This window comes from Bacterioplanoides sp. (assembly GCF_965226395.1).
Lineage (GTDB): Bacteria > Pseudomonadota > Gammaproteobacteria > Pseudomonadales > Oceanobacteraceae > Bacterioplanoides.
In genome coordinates this window covers 2,292,087-2,307,699 of record NZ_OZ245358.1, presented here as the reverse complement: position 1 = coordinate 2,307,699, position 15,613 = coordinate 2,292,087, and the positions used below count along the sequence as shown (strand labels likewise).

The window sequence follows — 15,613 nt, the reverse complement described above, 5'->3', positions numbered from 1 at the left end:
TGAAAAATTCTGCTAAAACGGTATATTTTATGTACTCTATAAAAATTGGAATCCAATCATGATTAAAGAATCAATTAAAAAATTTCTAGAGAAGAGTGATGAAGTAGGACAAGTCTTAAATAAAGATGGCTTGGAATCCCTTAATTCAAAATTGGATGGTTTAATTCCTGAGTGGTATATCGAGATAGTCTGCTCTATGCCATTAGCAGGGCTAAATGTCGGGTGGCAGGCATTCCCGCCAGAAGATGATTTCAATGGAGTTGAAGAAATTACTATACTGGACACATCACTTCTAAATGATTGTAATATTGAATCATATCCTGGCAAGTATTTATTAAAAATTGGTTACTTTACTTTTGGATATGGTTCAAACTGGTCCAGGAACTGTTTTGTATTCAACCCACTGGAAGGAAGTAATCCGCCAGTATATGAAGTCTGGCATGATGTCGCTCAAAGCCCGAAGGATATGTTACTGGCAATTAAAGAGAAAAAAGGGGTTAGCATTGTAGCTACCAAATTTAGCGAGTTATTTGATAGTGCAGTGTTCGAATCCAGTACGTAACAAGCCACAATATTCCATAAACAGTCCATCTGACTCGGTTATCAACGTTAATCATTTAGGTAGCCCATGAGAGAATTCCCAATAGAAAAATTGATATTCACTGGAGCAAAGATACAAGGAAGTGATAAAAGCATGTCTATTGAAGTTGCTATTGAACCTTTTGAATTAGAATTAGATGGATACTCTGAGGTTGTAGATACGGTACTTCGATTGGATGGAATATGTATTCCTGCCAACCCAGCAGAACTTGAACAGAAGGAGTTTAACTTCCCGACAAATCCCTCAGACGGATATATTGACGGCTCTATTTACTTTTTCTCAGCGCACAGTCCCGTAGATGTTACCTGCATAAACTTTGGTAGCATAGAGTCAGGAAAGTTACCTGTAGTCTTTGAAACCCTATGGGTACTTGAGTACGAAAATACTGGCTTCAGGAACTTAACTAAAACGGTGGCAACAAATATTGAACTCGAAGGCACCCCTGCTATAGGGATTATGTATAGAGAAAATCAGTAAGTGATAATTATGCAGAATCAACTAGTCAAACATTGGTTTGGAGATAAATTCCGTGAACTTCACCCTTTGCTACAAAAGCTACACACCAGAGGTGGTAAGCTAAGCGGCGAAGTAAAGCTTCACTATGGCAATGGTCTATCCGGTGTAATTGGAAAGCGCCTTGCCAGGAAAATGAACTTACCGAAGGCAGGTGTTCACCAGCTACAGGTCGATATTTCACATAGCGATGATAGCCTGCATTGGGGACGTTGTTTCAATAAGCAAGAATCTGTTGTGTCGCTGTTTAGACCCATAGGAAATATCGATACCGGTTACTGGGTTGAAACAACAGGTCCTCTAACCATGAATTTAACGGTGGATATCTATGACGGTGGATGGCACTGGAAATGTCTAAAGGTAAGTTTTATGGGTTTCCCATTACCACTCTGGTTAATTCCTAAAACTGTAGCCTACAAAACAATAGAGAATGATCAATATCAATTCTGCGTTCATTTTTCATTGCCTTTATTAGGCGTTTTAGTTTCTTATCAAGGTTTACTGCAAGCAGAATATAACTGATTTACGTTTATGCATTTATTAAATGCCTTATTTTTCCTGCCTCTCTCTTTTTCATACTCTTATGATATAGAAGGCAGTGGTGACGTTGAACCTGAAGCATGGGAGCAATATCATGGTGAGCGATAAAATATCTTTACTCACAACTGATAATGATTTTATAGAGTTTGTCCACAACTGGGTAAAGCTATGTGCTGCAGGAGAAATAAATCACGCATTCTCCTTACTTGACGAACCACTCGATAAATCACGTCATACCTGGACTCCGGATGATATCAATGAGATTACATATGATCATTTTGGCGACAAAAAGTATTCAGTGATTACTAACCCAGATACAGTAGAAGGTAATATTCGTACAGATATCTACAAGTACAATGATGGTTCAGGCTGGGTAGTTGAATATGACCTTCCTCTGAATGGCGTAGTCAGTGATTTTACTTTGATATTCGAGTTTATTGAGCACAACGGCAAGTTAAGAGTAGTTCTGGATGATTGCCATGTCATGTAATTCAGCACACAAGAATTACTATCATCTGTATTTGATAATTTTACAGCGCACCTAAGTAGGCACTAATATGGACTTCCCCAGATTCAAGTATCACCCAAACCCAATTTCAACGGGCGCTATTAAAAAGAGTAATGAAGTATGTGAGTGCTGTGAACAATCCCGAGGATACGTATACACCGCAAGCTTTTACTCACAAGACGAAGTTAACTCCATATGTCCGTGGTGTATTGCGGATGGTAGCGCGGCAAAAAAATTCGATGGAACTTTTTCTGATGACTACCCTTTGCAAGAATCAGGAATTCCTGATGAAGTAATCGAAGAAGTTTGTGAACGAACACCTGGTTACAGCTCTTGGCAGCAGGAAGTTTGGCAATCTCACTGTGGCATGGCGTGTGAGTTTCATGGTGACGCAGAGAAAGAGGAGCTATCTAATCTAAGTGGTGAACCACTGAAAATATTTTTAAGAAATGAAATGATAGAGCCAGATATATGGAAGGCTATTCTTAATAACTATGAGATGGGTGGTAATCCTGCAGTATATAAATTCAAGTGTTCGGAATGTTCCGAAATTTTATATACGATGGATTTCACATAGTTATTTCTTGCATAGTAGATTCACCGAATAAAACATCAGGTTGCCAGATGGAAATATACGAACATACCAGACAAGGAATTAAGCAAGCTGGATTTAACCCCGAGATTATTGAACAGCTAGCTGCCGATATTGTTGGCTCTGAAACTATTGCACAGGCCGAGAAACGTTATTTGACCTTCGAAACAGAAGCTGAGAAATTGCCCTGGCTTTGGGATCGCGACTTCGGCGCTCTTGTGTTACAAAAACAAGCTACTGGTGCTTCTGATGAGATAGCAAAATTTATGCTTTCACACGCAATAAAACGAGCTCAGTGGTGTGCTGCTTGTGCCACTTCTGGTGGCGAAGGTTTGGCTCGTGCATCGCATATAAAGGAGCTAGAAGCTGAATTGGCCAAATACAACAAATAAAAAATTCAAACCAACCTCTTACGCTAAACATTCGCTCATCCGAAACAGGAGTTTATTGATGTATCTGGAACAGCTTGAAGAGTTGATTGCACTACTAAGAAAAACAGATTCATTAGCCAGTAATTGGGTGCAATACTTTGAAAAATCCAAAGACCTATATCTTGCTGGTAAAGTTAATGATTCATACTGGCACACATTAGGTTCGTCAGGAGGCATGGGCAGTTTTGATGATGACTATTGGTCATACAGTCTGTCTAAAGCCGACCAGGAAAGGCACGATTATTTAAAAAGCAATCTCAGGAAGTTAGCCAAATCAAATTTAAATAATAAGTAGATCAAACGGTAGTCGCACATAAAATCATCTTCAAGAACAAAAAAACACGGAATACTCGATAGAAAACATTGAGCAGTTGTTAGAAGAAAAACTCTAATAAGCTTTATCTGAACAATATGATAAGTTACCACTCAAAGCTATTTAGTATTAGCCACCATAAGGAACACAGCCTTGAATCCCGTTTACTCAAGCTCAGAAACTCTGGAATTTATCAATCAGCTCAACTTTGTTGCGTATCAGATTTACCCGGTTATCGTCTTTATTTCAGCCGCTATCTGGTTATTTAAAAGCCGCAGTAAAACAGCCGTAATCGCGCTTATCGGAGCGATTCTGGTGTTATCGGCAAAAACTCTGCACGTTGAGTTCACAGAGTTTCAGTTCGATCAAATACCGGCAAGCGGCCAGGATTTCTTAATCTGGTTTATCTTTATGACCGGCACCAATATTGGCATGCTGTTATACAGCAGCGCTATTACCTGGCACTTTATCTATAAAAGCTTTGCTGATAAAAAATCACGCGATTAATGGATCAAGCCCTGAGCAGGGCTTGTTAACACTCAATCACATTCACCGCTAAACCACCGCGTGACGTTTCCTTGTATTTATCCAACATGTCGCGGCCAGTGTCGCGCATGGTTCGGATCACTTTATCAAGCGACACAAAATGCTCGCCATCACCACGCAGCGCCATGGTCGCGGCGTTAATGGCTTTCATTGCTGCCATGGCATTCCGTTCAATACAGGGCACCTGAACCAGGCCGCCAATCGGATCGCAGGTTAATCCCAGGTTATGTTCCATGCCAATTTCTGCGGCGTTTTCGATTTGTTGTGGTGTGCCTCCGGTGGCTTCTGCCAGCCCGGCCGCCGCCATGGCACACGCTGAGCCAACCTCCCCCTGACAGCCGACTTCAGCGCCAGAAATCGAGGCGTTTTCTTTAAACAAGATGCCAATAGCAGCAGCGGTTAACAGAAAACGAATCACCCCCTCCTCGTTCGAGTTCGGGCAAAAATTAATGTAGTAATGCAGCACCGCCGGGATAATTCCCGCAGCACCATTGGTGGGTGCGGTTACCATACGGCCACCGGCAGCGTTTTCTTCATTCACTGCCAGGGCGTACAGGTTAACCCAATCCATCGCGCCCAGCGACGGCGTGATCATATCCATCCGCATGCGGTTATTCAGGCTCTGATACAGGCTGGCGGCACGGCGTTTCACTTTAAGCCCGCCGGGTAAAATACCCTCACTATGCATACCTTTCTGCACACAATCTTTCATCACCTGCCAGAGTTCCAGAATTCCGGCGCGGATCTCAGCTTCGCTGCGCCAGGACTGCTCGTTAGCCATCATCACTTCGGCAATCGACAGCCCTTTGCGCTGGCAGATGGCGAGTAATTCTTCACCGGTTTTAAACGGGTAACGTACATTGGTGGCGTCTTCAACAATTTCGACGATCTGATCACTGGCATGAACGCTGTCATCCACCACAAAACCACCGCCTACCGAGTAATAGGTGGCAAACAGCAGCTCATTACCGGCCTCATCCCAGGCACAAAAGGTCATGCCGTTGGCGTGAAAATCGAGGGATTTAACCCGGTGATAAATCAGATCCTGATCCGGATCAAAAGGAATGGTTTTCGCCTCAACTGGCGTCTCGCTATCCACATAGCGGGGGTTGGCCAACAGCGTCAGTTCTCCGCTGTTATGGATCTCAGCCGTACGTGGATTAACCACGTCCGGATCAATATGCTCCGGCAATTCCCCTTCCAGCCCCAGCAACACCGCCGGACCAGAGCCGTGACCCTTACCAGTGGCCCCCAATGAGCCGTAGAGCTGCGCCTGAACCCGGTTTACCCGTGCTAACACACCCTCGGCCGCCAGCCGGGAAGCAAACATCCAGGCAGCTTTCATGGGGCCCACCGTATGCGAGCTGGATGGCCCGATGCCAATTTTCAACATATCAAACAAGCTGATAGCCATTGCTGGAACTCCTCTGCTGCGACCACCGGACTACTACTGTAATCACTGAATTACTGAGAGCAGCGGCCGCAGCTCACATCAAATGGACAATATTTACTCAGCGTACGCTGGGAACTTCTGACACAACTCCTGAACTTTTTCTTTCACCATTCCTATAATGCGCGCTTCTTCCGGCGTACCCAAGACCGACAGAATATCGGTAATCCAGCCAGCCAGTTCCCGGCACTCTTCTTCACCAAAGCCACGCGTGGTCACTACTGGTGTACCAATGCGTAAACCCGAGGTGACAAACGGTGATTGTGGGTCATTCGGTACCGCATTCTTGTTCACCGTGATTGACGCTGCACCTAAAGCTGCATCCGCATCTTTACCAGTCAGCCCCTGCTTAATCAGACTCAACAGGAACAGGTGGTTCTGAGTGCCGCCCGATACCACATCAAAGCCACGCTCAACAAACACTTCGGCCATGGCCTGAGCGTTTTTCACCACCTGCTGCTGGTACGCTTTAAACTCCGGTGCCAGCGCTTCTTTGAAAGCCACCGCTTTAGCAGCAATCACGTGCATCAGTGGGCCGCCCTGACCACCCGGGAATACCGCTGAATTCAGTTTCTTCTCCAGATCCGCATTCGAGCGCGCCATAATCAGACCACCACGCGGGCCACGCAGAGTCTTGTGAGTCGTCGTCGTCACCACGTCAGCAAACGGCATTGGGTTCGGATAAACACCCGCTGCAACCAAGCCAGCCACGTGGGCCATATCAACAAACAGGTAAGCACCAACTGAGTCGGCAATCTCACGCATCCGCGCCCAGTCAACAATTTGAGAATAAGCCGAGAAGCCACCGATGATCATTTTTGGCTGATGCTCTTGAGCCAGCGCCGCCATCTCGTCGTAATCAATTTCGCCAGTGTCGGCATTCAGGCCGTACTGCACGGCGTTGTACATTTTGCCGGAGAAGCTGACTTTGGCACCGTGAGTCAGGTGACCACCGTGCGCCAGGCTCATACCTAAAACGGTATCACCCGGATTTAACAGCGCCATAAACACCGCCGCATTTGCCTGAGAACCGGAGTGTGGCTGAACGTTGGCATAGTCCGCCCCAAACAGCTCTTTAGCACGATCAATCGCCAGTTGCTCAACCACGTCAACGTGCTCACAACCGCCGTAATAACGCTTACCCGGATAACCTTCGGCGTATTTATTGGTCAGCTGCGATCCTTGCGCCTGCATCACCAGCGGGCTGGTGTAGTTTTCCGAAGCAATCAGCTCGATGTGGTTTTCCTGACGCACCACTTCTTGCTGCATGGCTTGCCACAGCGCCGGATCAAAGTCTGAAATACGATCTTTTTTAGTAAACATAGGGATGCCCTGAAAAGAGAATAAGGGTCTGGATGACCAGAGTGATTAATAACCTGAAGGGATACTAAGGTTCAGACTCTGGCGCGGTATGCCCGCTTACGGCCAGCGTTTGACAAAAAGCGACTGCCGCCAGAGCCTGAAAAGAAATGACTGAAACGCGTTATTTTTCAATCACCACATGACCGGTTGGTACCGAGCAACACGACAAGATATAACCGTCGGCCACGTCTTCATCGGTAATACCACCATTGTGATTCATTTCCACCTCACCGGCGGTTTTCTTCACTTTACAGGTACCACAAATACCCATACCGCAAGCTTTAGGAATATGCATACCGAGGTTGGCAGCCGCGGTGTGTACAGTTTCGCCCGGTAAAATCTGAATGCTCTTGCCCGCTTCGGTAAATTCCACGGTGAGCATGTCAGCACTGTTGACGGCGTCGAGGGTTTCTTCGGCTTCTTCAGCCTGATCAATCGCGTCCTGTTCAACACTGTCGGGAGTCGAACCAAACGACTCTTCGTGGTAGTGCTCCATATTAAAGTTGTTGGCTTTCAGCAGTGCTTTAACCGCATCCATATAAGGTTCCGGGCCGCAGCAGAACACTTCACGCTCGTGCAGATCGGGCACCATCATATCTAGCTTGGCCTGATCGAAATAACCGCGATAACCACTCCACGGCACGCCCCGGGCCTCGCGCTCACTGATCAGATGCAGATGAAAATTCGGCACCCGTGAGCACATATTGGTCAGCTCGCCGTGATACACCACATCCATCGGTGTACGAGCACTATGAATAAACACCATATCGACATCACTGCTGGTGTCGTAATACCAGCGAGCCATCGACATCACCGGCGTAATACCCACACCACCGGATAACAGCAGCACTTTTTTGGCCGGAAAATCAATGCAGTTAAAGTTACCCACCGGGCCATGAACCGGTAACAAATCGCCTTCATTTAAATTGTCGTGCAACCAGTTGGACACCAGGCCGCCGCCCACCCGTTTAATCGTCAGGCTAAAGCTGTACGGCGTCGAGGGGGAGCTGGAAATAGTGTACGAGCGCATCACTGGCTGGCCGTTAATTTCCAGCTCCAGCGTCACAAACTGGCCCGGTTTAAAAAAGAACAGCACCGGTTGTTCGGTTAAAAAACAAAAGGTTTTTACATCGTGAGTTTCATCAATCACGCGTGCACAACGCACCATATGACGACCGTTCGTCCAGGTATTGGTATTTACTTCAGTAACGCTTTGCGTTGGCAATGCAGAACCAGAGACATCAATCATTGCGGATTACCTCTTCTTAAGCCGTGATGAATCAATTTATAAGATCAGCGTGCAGTCTCCCGCGTTTTCAGATCACAGAATTACCTGTTAGCGACATACAGTTGTTCAAGCACCATTGACGCAGATCAAACCGGCAAATTCCGGTCGATTTTTTATCTTGCTCAAGTCGTTATCAGACAAATCTGTTAACGGCTTTTAGCCGAGCATAGCGCTGATGATTTTTTACCTGTAACCGTGAGCGAAGCACAATCAAAAGTGCGCGCTACTTTATGAGGACGTTCGGATGAACGAATTTGACCTGCTCAATATCACCAGCAACAGCTATCAGGAATCCTGCGAGCAAATGCGTAACGAATTAGAAAAGCGCCCTGAGAATCAGTCGCTGGCTCAACCTTTATATAACGACCCGAATATGTTCCGTGCCGATCTGGAGCAGGTGTTTTATAAAGAATGGATTTTTGTTGGCATGACCAGCGAAGTGCCAACCAAGGGTGACTACTTCACCGTTGAGATTGGCCAGAACCCGGTATTAATTGTGCGCGATGGTGATGGTGGTATTCAGGCGTTCCATAATGTTTGTCGTCACCGTGGCTCCACTATTTGTACCAAGCACCGCGGCAAAGTGGCCAATCTAGTTTGCCCTTACCACCAGTGGACTTACGACCTGAAAGGCAACCTGCTGTATGCCGGTACCGAAATGGGTGACAGTTTTGAAACCAGCCAGCACGGCCTGAAAAAAGCACACTGCAAAACCGCAGGTGGATTTATTTTTATTTCTCTCGCTAAAGAAGCACCAGACGACTTTGATGCCTACCTGGCAACGCTTGAGGAATATATGGAACCCTACGATATGGAAAACACCAAGGTCGCGGTGGAATCCAATATTGTCGAACAAGCCAACTGGAAGCTGGTGATTGAAAATAACCGCGAGTGTTATCACTGCGCCGGTTCTCACCCGGAATTACTCAATACCCTGCTGGAATGGGACGACACCAACGATCCACGGGCAACACCAGAGTTTCTTGAGCAGTATGAACGCCAGGCAGCCGAATGGGACGCCGAAGGCATTCCACATCAGCATCAGGATTTTGATGGCCTGCGCAACCGTATTGTGCGTATGCCATTAAAAGAAGGCGTAGAAGTCATGACGCTGGATGGCCAACAAGGCTGCAGCAAATTATTAGGCCGGATTAAAAACCGCCAGCTGGGTTCAATGCGTATTCTGCATTTACCAAACTCGTGGAACCATATGCAAAGCGATCACTGCATTGTATTCCGGGTATTGCCAATTTCTGCCCAGAAAACCCTGGTGACAACAAAATGGCTGGTGCATAAAGATGCGGTTGAAGGTGTGGATTATGATCCGGAGCGTTTACGCCTGGTTTGGGATGCCACTAACGATCAGGACCGCATTCTGGCAGAACAAAACCAACAGGGCATTAATTCACTGGGCTATCAGCCCGGGCCTTATTCTGAGACCTATGAATTTGGTGTGATTAATTTTATTAACTGGTACAGCGAGACTGTTCGTAAAAATATGAAATAATTGTTATATAGCCATTATTATTTGACTAAAAAGCCAGCATTAATGCTGGCTTTTTTATGCTTTTAATTAGGTTTTAAAAAGATTTCATCTGTTAACATTTTTGCCATAGCCATACCCAATACGACACAGAAAAGCCTGAACCCGCCAACCTTGTTCAGATGCGACAGTGGCTTTTGACAGCCAGCCTGCAACACCGGAAGGTAGTCATCACCAAGTCATTTGAGGATTGAAATAAGATGGTTTCTGTAAAAAAAGCATTTGGAAAAACCGCTATCGCACTGGCTCTATCGGCTGCTGCAAGCGCTCACGCTGATTTGTCTTCAACCGTAACAGTTGTATCCGATTATATGTTCAACGGTGTCAGCCAAACGGATAATGGCCCAGCCCTGCAAGCCAGCCTGGACTACGGTTTTGATAACGGTGCTTACATTGGTACCTGGGCTTCTAATGTCGATTTTGGTGATGCCGACGATACCAGCCTTGAGTGGGATTACTACGCTGGTTATTACACCGAATTAACTGACTCTGTTAGCCTGGATACCGGTTTAGCTTATTACACCTACCACGGTGATTCTGACGTAGGTAACGATCTGGATTATGCTGAAGCGTATGCCAAATTTGGTTTTGCTTCTGGCCTGGGTACTACCGAAGCAAACTTCTGGTACAGCTGGGATTACTTTGGTCTGGCTGTAGGTCACTACATTGTGCAACTGGCACATACCTTTGAAATTGCCGAAGGCCACAACCTGTATATTGGCTTTGACCAGTCAACCTCTGAAGATGAAGATAAGTGGGCGTGGGAAACCGATGCAGAAGGTAACCCACTCGATGATTCCTATGCCCACTATAAAATCGCATATCAGACCTCTTACAAAGGTTTTGACTTTGAACTGTCTTACGAGGATACCGATATCGAAGATGGTTTCTATGCCGATGAAGACTTAGCAGATGGCCGCTTTGTAGCTGGCGTATCGCGTACCTTTGGTTTTTAAGGTATGGGGGTTCTAATAAATCGATCTTCTAAAGTATCGGTTTATTAATAAACCATTTTTTAATGATCTTTTTTAACAAGTCCTTAATTTATCGAACGCTGATAAATTAAGGCAACTCCGGGTTAATTGCTTTAACCCGAACATTTTCCTTGTCGCAAGTTTTCTGCGGTGCTCACCCACCGCAGCTTTTTCCTCCTGATCCACTTCTGTTATCAACAAGGATTAAATATGGAATATGGCTACCTGGCATTAGCAATTATCTCTGAAGTGTTCGCCACACTGGCATTAAAGAAATCCGATGGCTTCTCTGAGTTAAACTTTAGTGTGCTTTGCGTAATTGGTTATATCGCTGCATTTTATTTTCTGTCGTTGGTGCTTAAAACCATACCGGTTGGTATTGCCTATGCGATATGGGCAGGCATGGGTATCTTTTTAATCACACTGTTGGGCGCTGTCTTCTTCAAACAGGTATTGGATACACCCGCTGTTATTGGTAGTCTGCTGATATTATCCGGCGTGGTGGTAATCAAACTCTTCTCCAAAAGTGTTTGAGCCAGAGCCTGCCGATATCCGTTAACGGCCTCAAATCAATACTATGACACAAACATTCTCAGGTTCATGCCTTTGTGGCGGCGTTGCTTATGAAGTTACCGGCAACGCCAGTGAGTTCTTTTTATGCCACTGCAGTCGCTGCCAGAATGCGTGTGGCTCGGCTCATACATCGAATCTGCTGATTGAGTCTGCAACTCTGAGCTGGGTTAAAGGTGAAGAGAATATAACGTCATTTACTCTGCCCGAAACCCTGTTTACACGTACCTTCTGCACAAACTGCGGCTCGCCATTGCCTTCCTTTGAAGCGGATTTACTGATAGTACCGGCAGGTTCTCTAAGCGATGATCCGGATCTCAGGCCAACAGCCCATATCTATATGGGCAGCCGGGCTGGCTGGGATAATCACTTAGAGCAAGTAGACGCTTACGATGAGCTGCCTGAGGTTCTTTGAGGCATTAACTCTCACATTGCGTATGCCTGCCTAATTTTTCTCTATTTCTTCAGCTTGAAGCACCACTATTGATACTTTATTCAAAAATACGGTTCGCTTAGAATGAAATTTCATTCAACAAGGAGAACATAGAATGATTATATGGAGAGGTTTTGGTTGGCTGGTTCCAGTCATTGTATTTGTAGCTTTTCTTGCTACACAAATGTCGTTAAATTCCGCAACGGGAGACGCTTACTACAAGCAGTATGATTGGCCTAAGGCCGCTGCGATAGCACTAAGCTCAATTCTGATTGCAGCATTGGGTTACTACCTGAATTATAAGAAGCGAGAGATTTTTACCGATCCTGAAACAGGCAAAACTAAAAAATCAAATTCGCATACGCTGTTCTTTATCCCTGTTGAATTCTGGGCCGTCATCATCCCTGTTTTTTCAGTTTATCTGCATAATCATAACCTGGAGACCAGTGCTCAGGAGGTTGCCTACATTCAAACTCCGGTTGTCAACGACATATATGCGCTGGACTTAGCTGCCGTATTTAATGGCATTGATAAAGAATACAAATACGGCACAATGAAAGTTATCGCGGTATACGATACTCATGTTGACGTTCAGACCAGTGATTCAGCTTATAACGCTCGATCTGGAGTCCGAAAAGATATTCGTAAGGGAAAAGCATCTGAGGACAACTATTACTCAGATGGTGTTGATACCATGACCAGAGACGAACTTTTAGAGCTACAAGCTTCTGGTGATCTGTTTCAGGTTCACCGATAACGTCTGATAACTGTTTCACCGAGGCGTATTTAGTTAAGCCTCTGTGAAACAGGTGACTTTCAACGAAAAAGTCAGCAGTGCCATCTCTTTAATGTCATCAATGTATAAACTGTTAGGAGGTAGTGAGATCATGCAAGACTCGCATGATTATGAAGAGCAAGTGAGATCAGCAGTAAAACAATTTGCTACTTCAATTAACGCAAAGAGCAAAGTTTTCTCTGATATGTCTTTGCTTGTTAATGCCACTAATAAAATTCCTTTATCTGGACTGGATCATTGGGAGAGGCTTATTCGGTCAGAGTTTCACAATGCCCTAGACTCTTCAGCTAAAGCAAACTGGAAGTTCTGGGAGAAACCATCTCAGATTCTGACATGGTTGGATCTGATAAGTTGGGATGGCTATAAAAGAGAGAAAACACTAAGAACCCTGTCAGGGGCTGCTCCAAATAGTTTTTTTTTCGCTCTAGCGTTCCGTAGGTTTAACGATTGGGTCCCTCAAGTGCGAGAAGCTGCTAGAGAGAAGCTTCCGTTAATCGTAGAGGCAACTGATCCAAAGTATGTAGTTGATGCGCTGTGCGCTACATTATCAAACTGGAACTCCTGGGGAAGAATCGAGCAAAAAGATAAGGATGTTTTGCTAGAAATAATTTCTAAGGAAAAAATCGGAAATGCACTGAAAGCTAAAATCATTTCATCAAGCTCTGGGCCAATGCAATCATTAATGTCTCAAGTTGGGCGTACGCCAGTACTTGACTGCTATCTAAACGAAATCGCAGAAAATGCTATACAGCCTTCTGTCAGGGCAAAAGCTTATCGAAGCCAGTTTGAAAAACGAATGGTGTGGCTTGAAGGCCGAAAATTCGAGTGGACTGATATCAGGTACTGCAAAGGCAGGGTAAAGCCTGTAATTGGCGAGAGGGAAGTTTCAGTCTACGTTGAATTTAACGAGCTGTTAGAAAAATCGTCAACCGATACCTCTTCTATAGTTAGGCGTGTGGCTGCTGAAATGCTAATTCGAGAGCTTGATAATATAGACGAAGAATGTGTCCGATTGGCGAATCTGTTCGCTTCTGATAAATCTTCTACTGTAGCGGAAAGAGGTAGATTCGCACTTAAAAAACTAGATGAGTCTAAAACTCAAGGAGTCTAAATACCTCCATCTGATTTTCCCCGTTAAAACGTAAAAAATCAAAAAAACGTCTTGAACACTGCTAAATACCCAACAGCGTTCAAGCCATTTTTAATATCAGATCGCCATCTCTTCAGTACAGGTGAAGTGCTTACCCAATATCACATGGAAGAAGTTATGATCGGAAAAAAACCCAACCAGCTGACCGCTATTCATCAGCAAAACCGCTGCTCAGCGGCATACTTGGGTCAGCTTGCCTATATCACTAGCCAGTGATAAGTTAATAAGCAATTAAATCAACAGTGTACGTTCCTGCTTTGGATGGAAGCGTTCTTGCTAGGGAAGTTTTCAGAATTGAAATTTAAAGAAGTTCACTCTCGAATTAGTATAGATTCGGCCACATTTACTTTTGGTGTTCCTGAAGATGCAACAGAAAGCTTTGGCTATAGAATTTTTTGTGCGGGTTCTGACTCTTACTCGATAGAAAAGTATAACCCCTGTTCTACGGAACAATTGATAAACATCATTGATCAGCTTGAAAAGCTCAGTCCAGAAAAATCCAAAGCGACTATAAAATTCCAGATTCATCGTTTTATGAGTGTACGCCTGAGTTTTAAAAAATATGATGAGGTAAAGGGTTTTAAAGTCAAAGCTTATATACTTGGCTTCTTATACTTTGGTAATTCCGGGTTTTTCAGCGATTATTGTTCTGCTCAAAAAATTCAAAATTTAATTGCAAATCTCAAAAAATGTATAGAAGTACAACACAACAATAAGGCTTAAATAGGACTGGTTAACTGAAATTTGAAAAACAAAACAGCTTGAACGCTACTAAATACCCAGCAGCGTTCAAGCCGTTTTTAGTATCAGCTTGCCATCTCTTCAGTACAGGTAAAGTGCTTACCTAACATCGCATGATAGAAGTTATGATCAGACAGAACCCCAACCAGCTGACCGTTATCCATCAGCATAACCGGCTGCTCGGTGGCATAACGAATCTCAATAGCGCGACGCATCGACACCTGAGCATCCGTCACGGCAACGGTTCCGGTTGGCGGTAACGGTGCATCCAGAATCGGGCTGCAGTTCTGAACCCGCAAACTTTTACCCTGGCATTCGGCACTGATCTCAGCATCAGCATTAATCCAGACACCTTTTTCTTTATCCGCCAGTAATTTGCCATCACGACGAGTCATTTCTGCTACTGGTGTCATCAACGAGCGGCCCATTAAGACATTTAATGGGTTGGTATGCGCAACAAAGTCTTGCACATAGGCGTTGGTTGGATTCAGCACAATATCTTCCGGTGCACCGTACTGAATAATTTTTGCCGATTCCATAATCGCAATATTCGTACCGATTTTCAGAGCTTCATCAAGGTCGTGCGATACAAATAAAATGGTTTTATTAAGGTTACGCTGCAGCTCGATTAATTCATCCTGAAGCTGGGCACGAATCAGTGGATCGAGTGCTGAAAATGGTTCGTCCATCAGCAGAATATCACTGTCCATGGTAAACGCCCGGGCCAGTCCTACCCGCTGTTGCATACCACCCGACAACTCGTGTGGCAGTACGTCTTTCCACTCTGCCAGGCCAACCATTTCCAGTTTTTCCATGGCTTGTTTTTTACGTTCTGCCTTGCTCATGCCCATTAATTCAAGGCCATAGGCTACGTTGTCAATCACGCTCAGCCATGGCATCAGAGCAAATTTCTGAAAAACCATTGACACACGTTCGGCACGGATACGGCGTAATGTATTGGCATCGCAGGTGCCGATATTTACCTGTCCGTCGCCATCGCGTACCAGCACATCACCACGAGAAATCGGGTTAAGACCATTCACCGCCCGTAATAAGCTGGATTTACCCGAGCCGGACAATCCCATTAATACACAAATTTCACCCTGGGCAACATCAATGCTGGCATTGTGAACACCAACGACACTGCCAGTCGCGTCAATAATTTCTTGTCGGGTCATGCCCTTATCTAATAAATCCAGCGCCGGGCCAGTGTTATCACCAAACACAACATCCAGATTTTTAATACTGATTGCAGCCGTCAT

At 45.0% G+C, this 15,613-nt stretch carries 19 protein-coding genes; 15 read left to right on the top strand and 4 right to left on the bottom strand.

The window, feature by feature from the left end; all coding sequences use genetic code 11:
* The first annotated feature begins 58 nt into the window (after positions 1-58).
* The 8 genes from ACO05E_RS10655 to ACO05E_RS10620 all read left to right on the top strand — a co-directional run bounded on the left by ACO05E_RS10655 (position 59) and on the right by ACO05E_RS10620 (position 4,005).
* Complete coding sequence (locus ACO05E_RS10655; protein ID WP_419812915.1) at positions 59-562, top strand: hypothetical protein; 504 nt, start codon at positions 59-61, stop codon at positions 560-562.
* A 66-nt stretch (positions 563-628) separates the two neighbouring features.
* Positions 629-1,078 carry a hypothetical protein gene (locus ACO05E_RS10650; protein WP_419812914.1) on the top strand — a complete coding sequence of 150 codons (450 nt, stop codon included), beginning with the start codon at positions 629-631 and terminating at the stop codon, positions 1,076-1,078.
* A gap of 9 nt (positions 1,079-1,087) precedes the next feature.
* Positions 1,088-1,636, top strand: coding sequence for a DUF4166 domain-containing protein (locus ACO05E_RS10645; protein WP_419812913.1), 549 nt, complete (start codon positions 1,088-1,090; stop codon positions 1,634-1,636).
* A 112-nt stretch (positions 1,637-1,748) separates the two neighbouring features.
* Positions 1,749-2,144, top strand: a complete 396-nt coding sequence (locus ACO05E_RS10640; RefSeq protein ID WP_419812912.1) for a DUF7668 domain-containing protein — start codon at positions 1,749-1,751, stop codon at positions 2,142-2,144.
* Positions 2,145-2,211: 67 nt separating this feature from the next.
* Positions 2,212-2,739, top strand: a complete 528-nt coding sequence (locus tag ACO05E_RS10635) for a CbrC family protein (RefSeq protein WP_419812911.1) — start codon at positions 2,212-2,214, stop codon at positions 2,737-2,739.
* Between the two features lie 47 nt (positions 2,740-2,786).
* Positions 2,787-3,146 carry a hypothetical protein gene (locus ACO05E_RS10630; protein WP_419812910.1) on the top strand — a complete coding sequence of 120 codons (360 nt, stop codon included), beginning with the start codon at positions 2,787-2,789 and terminating at the stop codon, positions 3,144-3,146.
* A 58-nt stretch (positions 3,147-3,204) separates the two neighbouring features.
* A complete protein-coding gene (locus tag ACO05E_RS10625; protein ID WP_419812909.1) occupies positions 3,205-3,480 on the top strand; it encodes a hypothetical protein in 276 nt (91 codons plus the stop codon).
* Positions 3,481-3,651: 171 nt separating this feature from the next.
* The gene (locus ACO05E_RS10620) at positions 3,652-4,005 is read left to right on the top strand and encodes a hypothetical protein (RefSeq protein ID WP_419812908.1); all 354 of its coding nucleotides are present in this window, start codon (positions 3,652-3,654) and stop codon (positions 4,003-4,005) included.
* Between the two features lie 25 nt (positions 4,006-4,030).
* Here ACO05E_RS10620 and ACO05E_RS10615 read toward each other — a convergent pair whose 3' ends face one another.
* From ACO05E_RS10615 to ACO05E_RS10605, 3 genes are all read right to left on the bottom strand, one after another.
* On the bottom strand, positions 4,031-5,458 hold the full coding sequence (locus ACO05E_RS10615) for an L-serine ammonia-lyase (protein WP_419812907.1): 1,428 nt from the start codon (positions 5,456-5,458) through the stop codon (positions 4,031-4,033).
* 93 nt (positions 5,459-5,551) lie between these two features.
* Positions 5,552-6,817, bottom strand: coding sequence for a serine hydroxymethyltransferase (glyA, locus tag ACO05E_RS10610; RefSeq protein ID WP_419812906.1), 1,266 nt, complete (start codon positions 6,815-6,817; stop codon positions 5,552-5,554).
* Positions 6,818-6,977: 160 nt separating this feature from the next.
* On the bottom strand, positions 6,978-8,105 hold the full coding sequence (locus ACO05E_RS10605; RefSeq protein ID WP_419812905.1) for an FAD-binding oxidoreductase: 1,128 nt from the start codon (positions 8,103-8,105) through the stop codon (positions 6,978-6,980).
* 283 nt (positions 8,106-8,388) lie between these two features.
* Between ACO05E_RS10605 and ACO05E_RS10600 the strand changes: the two genes are divergently transcribed.
* The 7 genes from ACO05E_RS10600 (at position 8,389) to ACO05E_RS10570 (ending at position 14,333) form a co-directional block, all read left to right on the top strand.
* Positions 8,389-9,651, top strand: a complete 1,263-nt coding sequence (locus ACO05E_RS10600; RefSeq protein WP_419812904.1) for an aromatic ring-hydroxylating oxygenase subunit alpha — start codon at positions 8,389-8,391, stop codon at positions 9,649-9,651.
* 236 nt (positions 9,652-9,887) lie between these two features.
* Positions 9,888-10,643 (top strand): TorF family putative porin, encoded by a 756-nt coding sequence (locus tag ACO05E_RS10595; RefSeq protein ID WP_419812903.1) that lies wholly within the window; start codon positions 9,888-9,890, stop codon positions 10,641-10,643.
* A 228-nt stretch (positions 10,644-10,871) separates the two neighbouring features.
* A complete protein-coding gene (locus ACO05E_RS10590; protein WP_419812902.1) occupies positions 10,872-11,195 on the top strand; it encodes a DMT family transporter in 324 nt (107 codons plus the stop codon).
* 43 nt (positions 11,196-11,238) lie between these two features.
* Entirely contained in the window at positions 11,239-11,646 is a 408-nt protein-coding gene (locus tag ACO05E_RS10585; RefSeq protein WP_419812901.1) for a GFA family protein, read from the top strand.
* A gap of 133 nt (positions 11,647-11,779) precedes the next feature.
* Entirely contained in the window at positions 11,780-12,421 is a 642-nt protein-coding gene (locus ACO05E_RS10580) for a hypothetical protein (RefSeq protein ID WP_419812900.1), read from the top strand.
* A 43-nt stretch (positions 12,422-12,464) separates the two neighbouring features.
* Complete coding sequence (locus ACO05E_RS10575; RefSeq protein WP_419812899.1) at positions 12,465-13,571, top strand: hypothetical protein; 1,107 nt, start codon at positions 12,465-12,467, stop codon at positions 13,569-13,571.
* Positions 13,572-13,883: 312 nt separating this feature from the next.
* Positions 13,884-14,333, top strand: a complete 450-nt coding sequence (locus ACO05E_RS10570; RefSeq protein ID WP_419812898.1) for a hypothetical protein — start codon at positions 13,884-13,886, stop codon at positions 14,331-14,333.
* A gap of 83 nt (positions 14,334-14,416) precedes the next feature.
* Here the strand turns inward: ACO05E_RS10570 and choV are convergent, their stop codons facing one another.
* Positions 14,417-15,613: a choline ABC transporter ATP-binding protein gene (gene choV / locus ACO05E_RS10565; protein WP_419812897.1), complete on the bottom strand. Its 1,197-nt coding sequence runs from the start codon at positions 15,611-15,613 to the stop codon at positions 14,417-14,419.

Bases quoted from the DNA above. Each gene is read 5' to 3' on its own strand.
- ACO05E_RS10655 (WP_419812915.1), top strand. From the start codon at position 59: ATGATTAAAGAATCAATTAAAAAATTTCTAGAGAAGAGTGATGAAGTA.
- ACO05E_RS10650 (WP_419812914.1), top strand. From the start codon at position 629: ATGAGAGAATTCCCAATAGAAAAATTGATATTCACTGGAGCAAAGATA.
- ACO05E_RS10645 (WP_419812913.1), top strand. From the start codon at position 1,088: ATGCAGAATCAACTAGTCAAACATTGGTTTGGAGATAAATTCCGTGAA.
- ACO05E_RS10640 (WP_419812912.1), top strand. From the start codon at position 1,749: ATGGTGAGCGATAAAATATCTTTACTCACAACTGATAATGATTTTATA.
- ACO05E_RS10635 (WP_419812911.1), top strand. From the start codon at position 2,212: ATGGACTTCCCCAGATTCAAGTATCACCCAAACCCAATTTCAACGGGC.
- ACO05E_RS10630 (WP_419812910.1), top strand. From the start codon at position 2,787: ATGGAAATATACGAACATACCAGACAAGGAATTAAGCAAGCTGGATTT.
- ACO05E_RS10625 (WP_419812909.1), top strand. From the start codon at position 3,205: ATGTATCTGGAACAGCTTGAAGAGTTGATTGCACTACTAAGAAAAACA.
- ACO05E_RS10615 (WP_419812907.1), bottom strand. From the start codon at position 5,458: ATGGCTATCAGCTTGTTTGATATGTTGAAAATTGGCATCGGGCCATCC.
- glyA (WP_419812906.1), bottom strand. From the start codon at position 6,817: ATGTTTACTAAAAAAGATCGTATTTCAGACTTTGATCCGGCGCTGTGG.
- ACO05E_RS10605 (WP_419812905.1), bottom strand. From the start codon at position 8,105: ATGATTGATGTCTCTGGTTCTGCATTGCCAACGCAAAGCGTTACTGAA.
- ACO05E_RS10600 (WP_419812904.1), top strand. From the start codon at position 8,389: ATGAACGAATTTGACCTGCTCAATATCACCAGCAACAGCTATCAGGAA.
- ACO05E_RS10595 (WP_419812903.1), top strand. From the start codon at position 9,888: ATGGTTTCTGTAAAAAAAGCATTTGGAAAAACCGCTATCGCACTGGCT.
- ACO05E_RS10590 (WP_419812902.1), top strand. From the start codon at position 10,872: ATGGAATATGGCTACCTGGCATTAGCAATTATCTCTGAAGTGTTCGCC.
- ACO05E_RS10585 (WP_419812901.1), top strand. From the start codon at position 11,239: ATGACACAAACATTCTCAGGTTCATGCCTTTGTGGCGGCGTTGCTTAT.
- ACO05E_RS10580 (WP_419812900.1), top strand. From the start codon at position 11,780: ATGATTATATGGAGAGGTTTTGGTTGGCTGGTTCCAGTCATTGTATTT.
- choV (WP_419812897.1), bottom strand. From the start codon at position 15,613: ATGACGGCTGCAATCAGTATTAAAAATCTGGATGTTGTGTTTGGTGAT.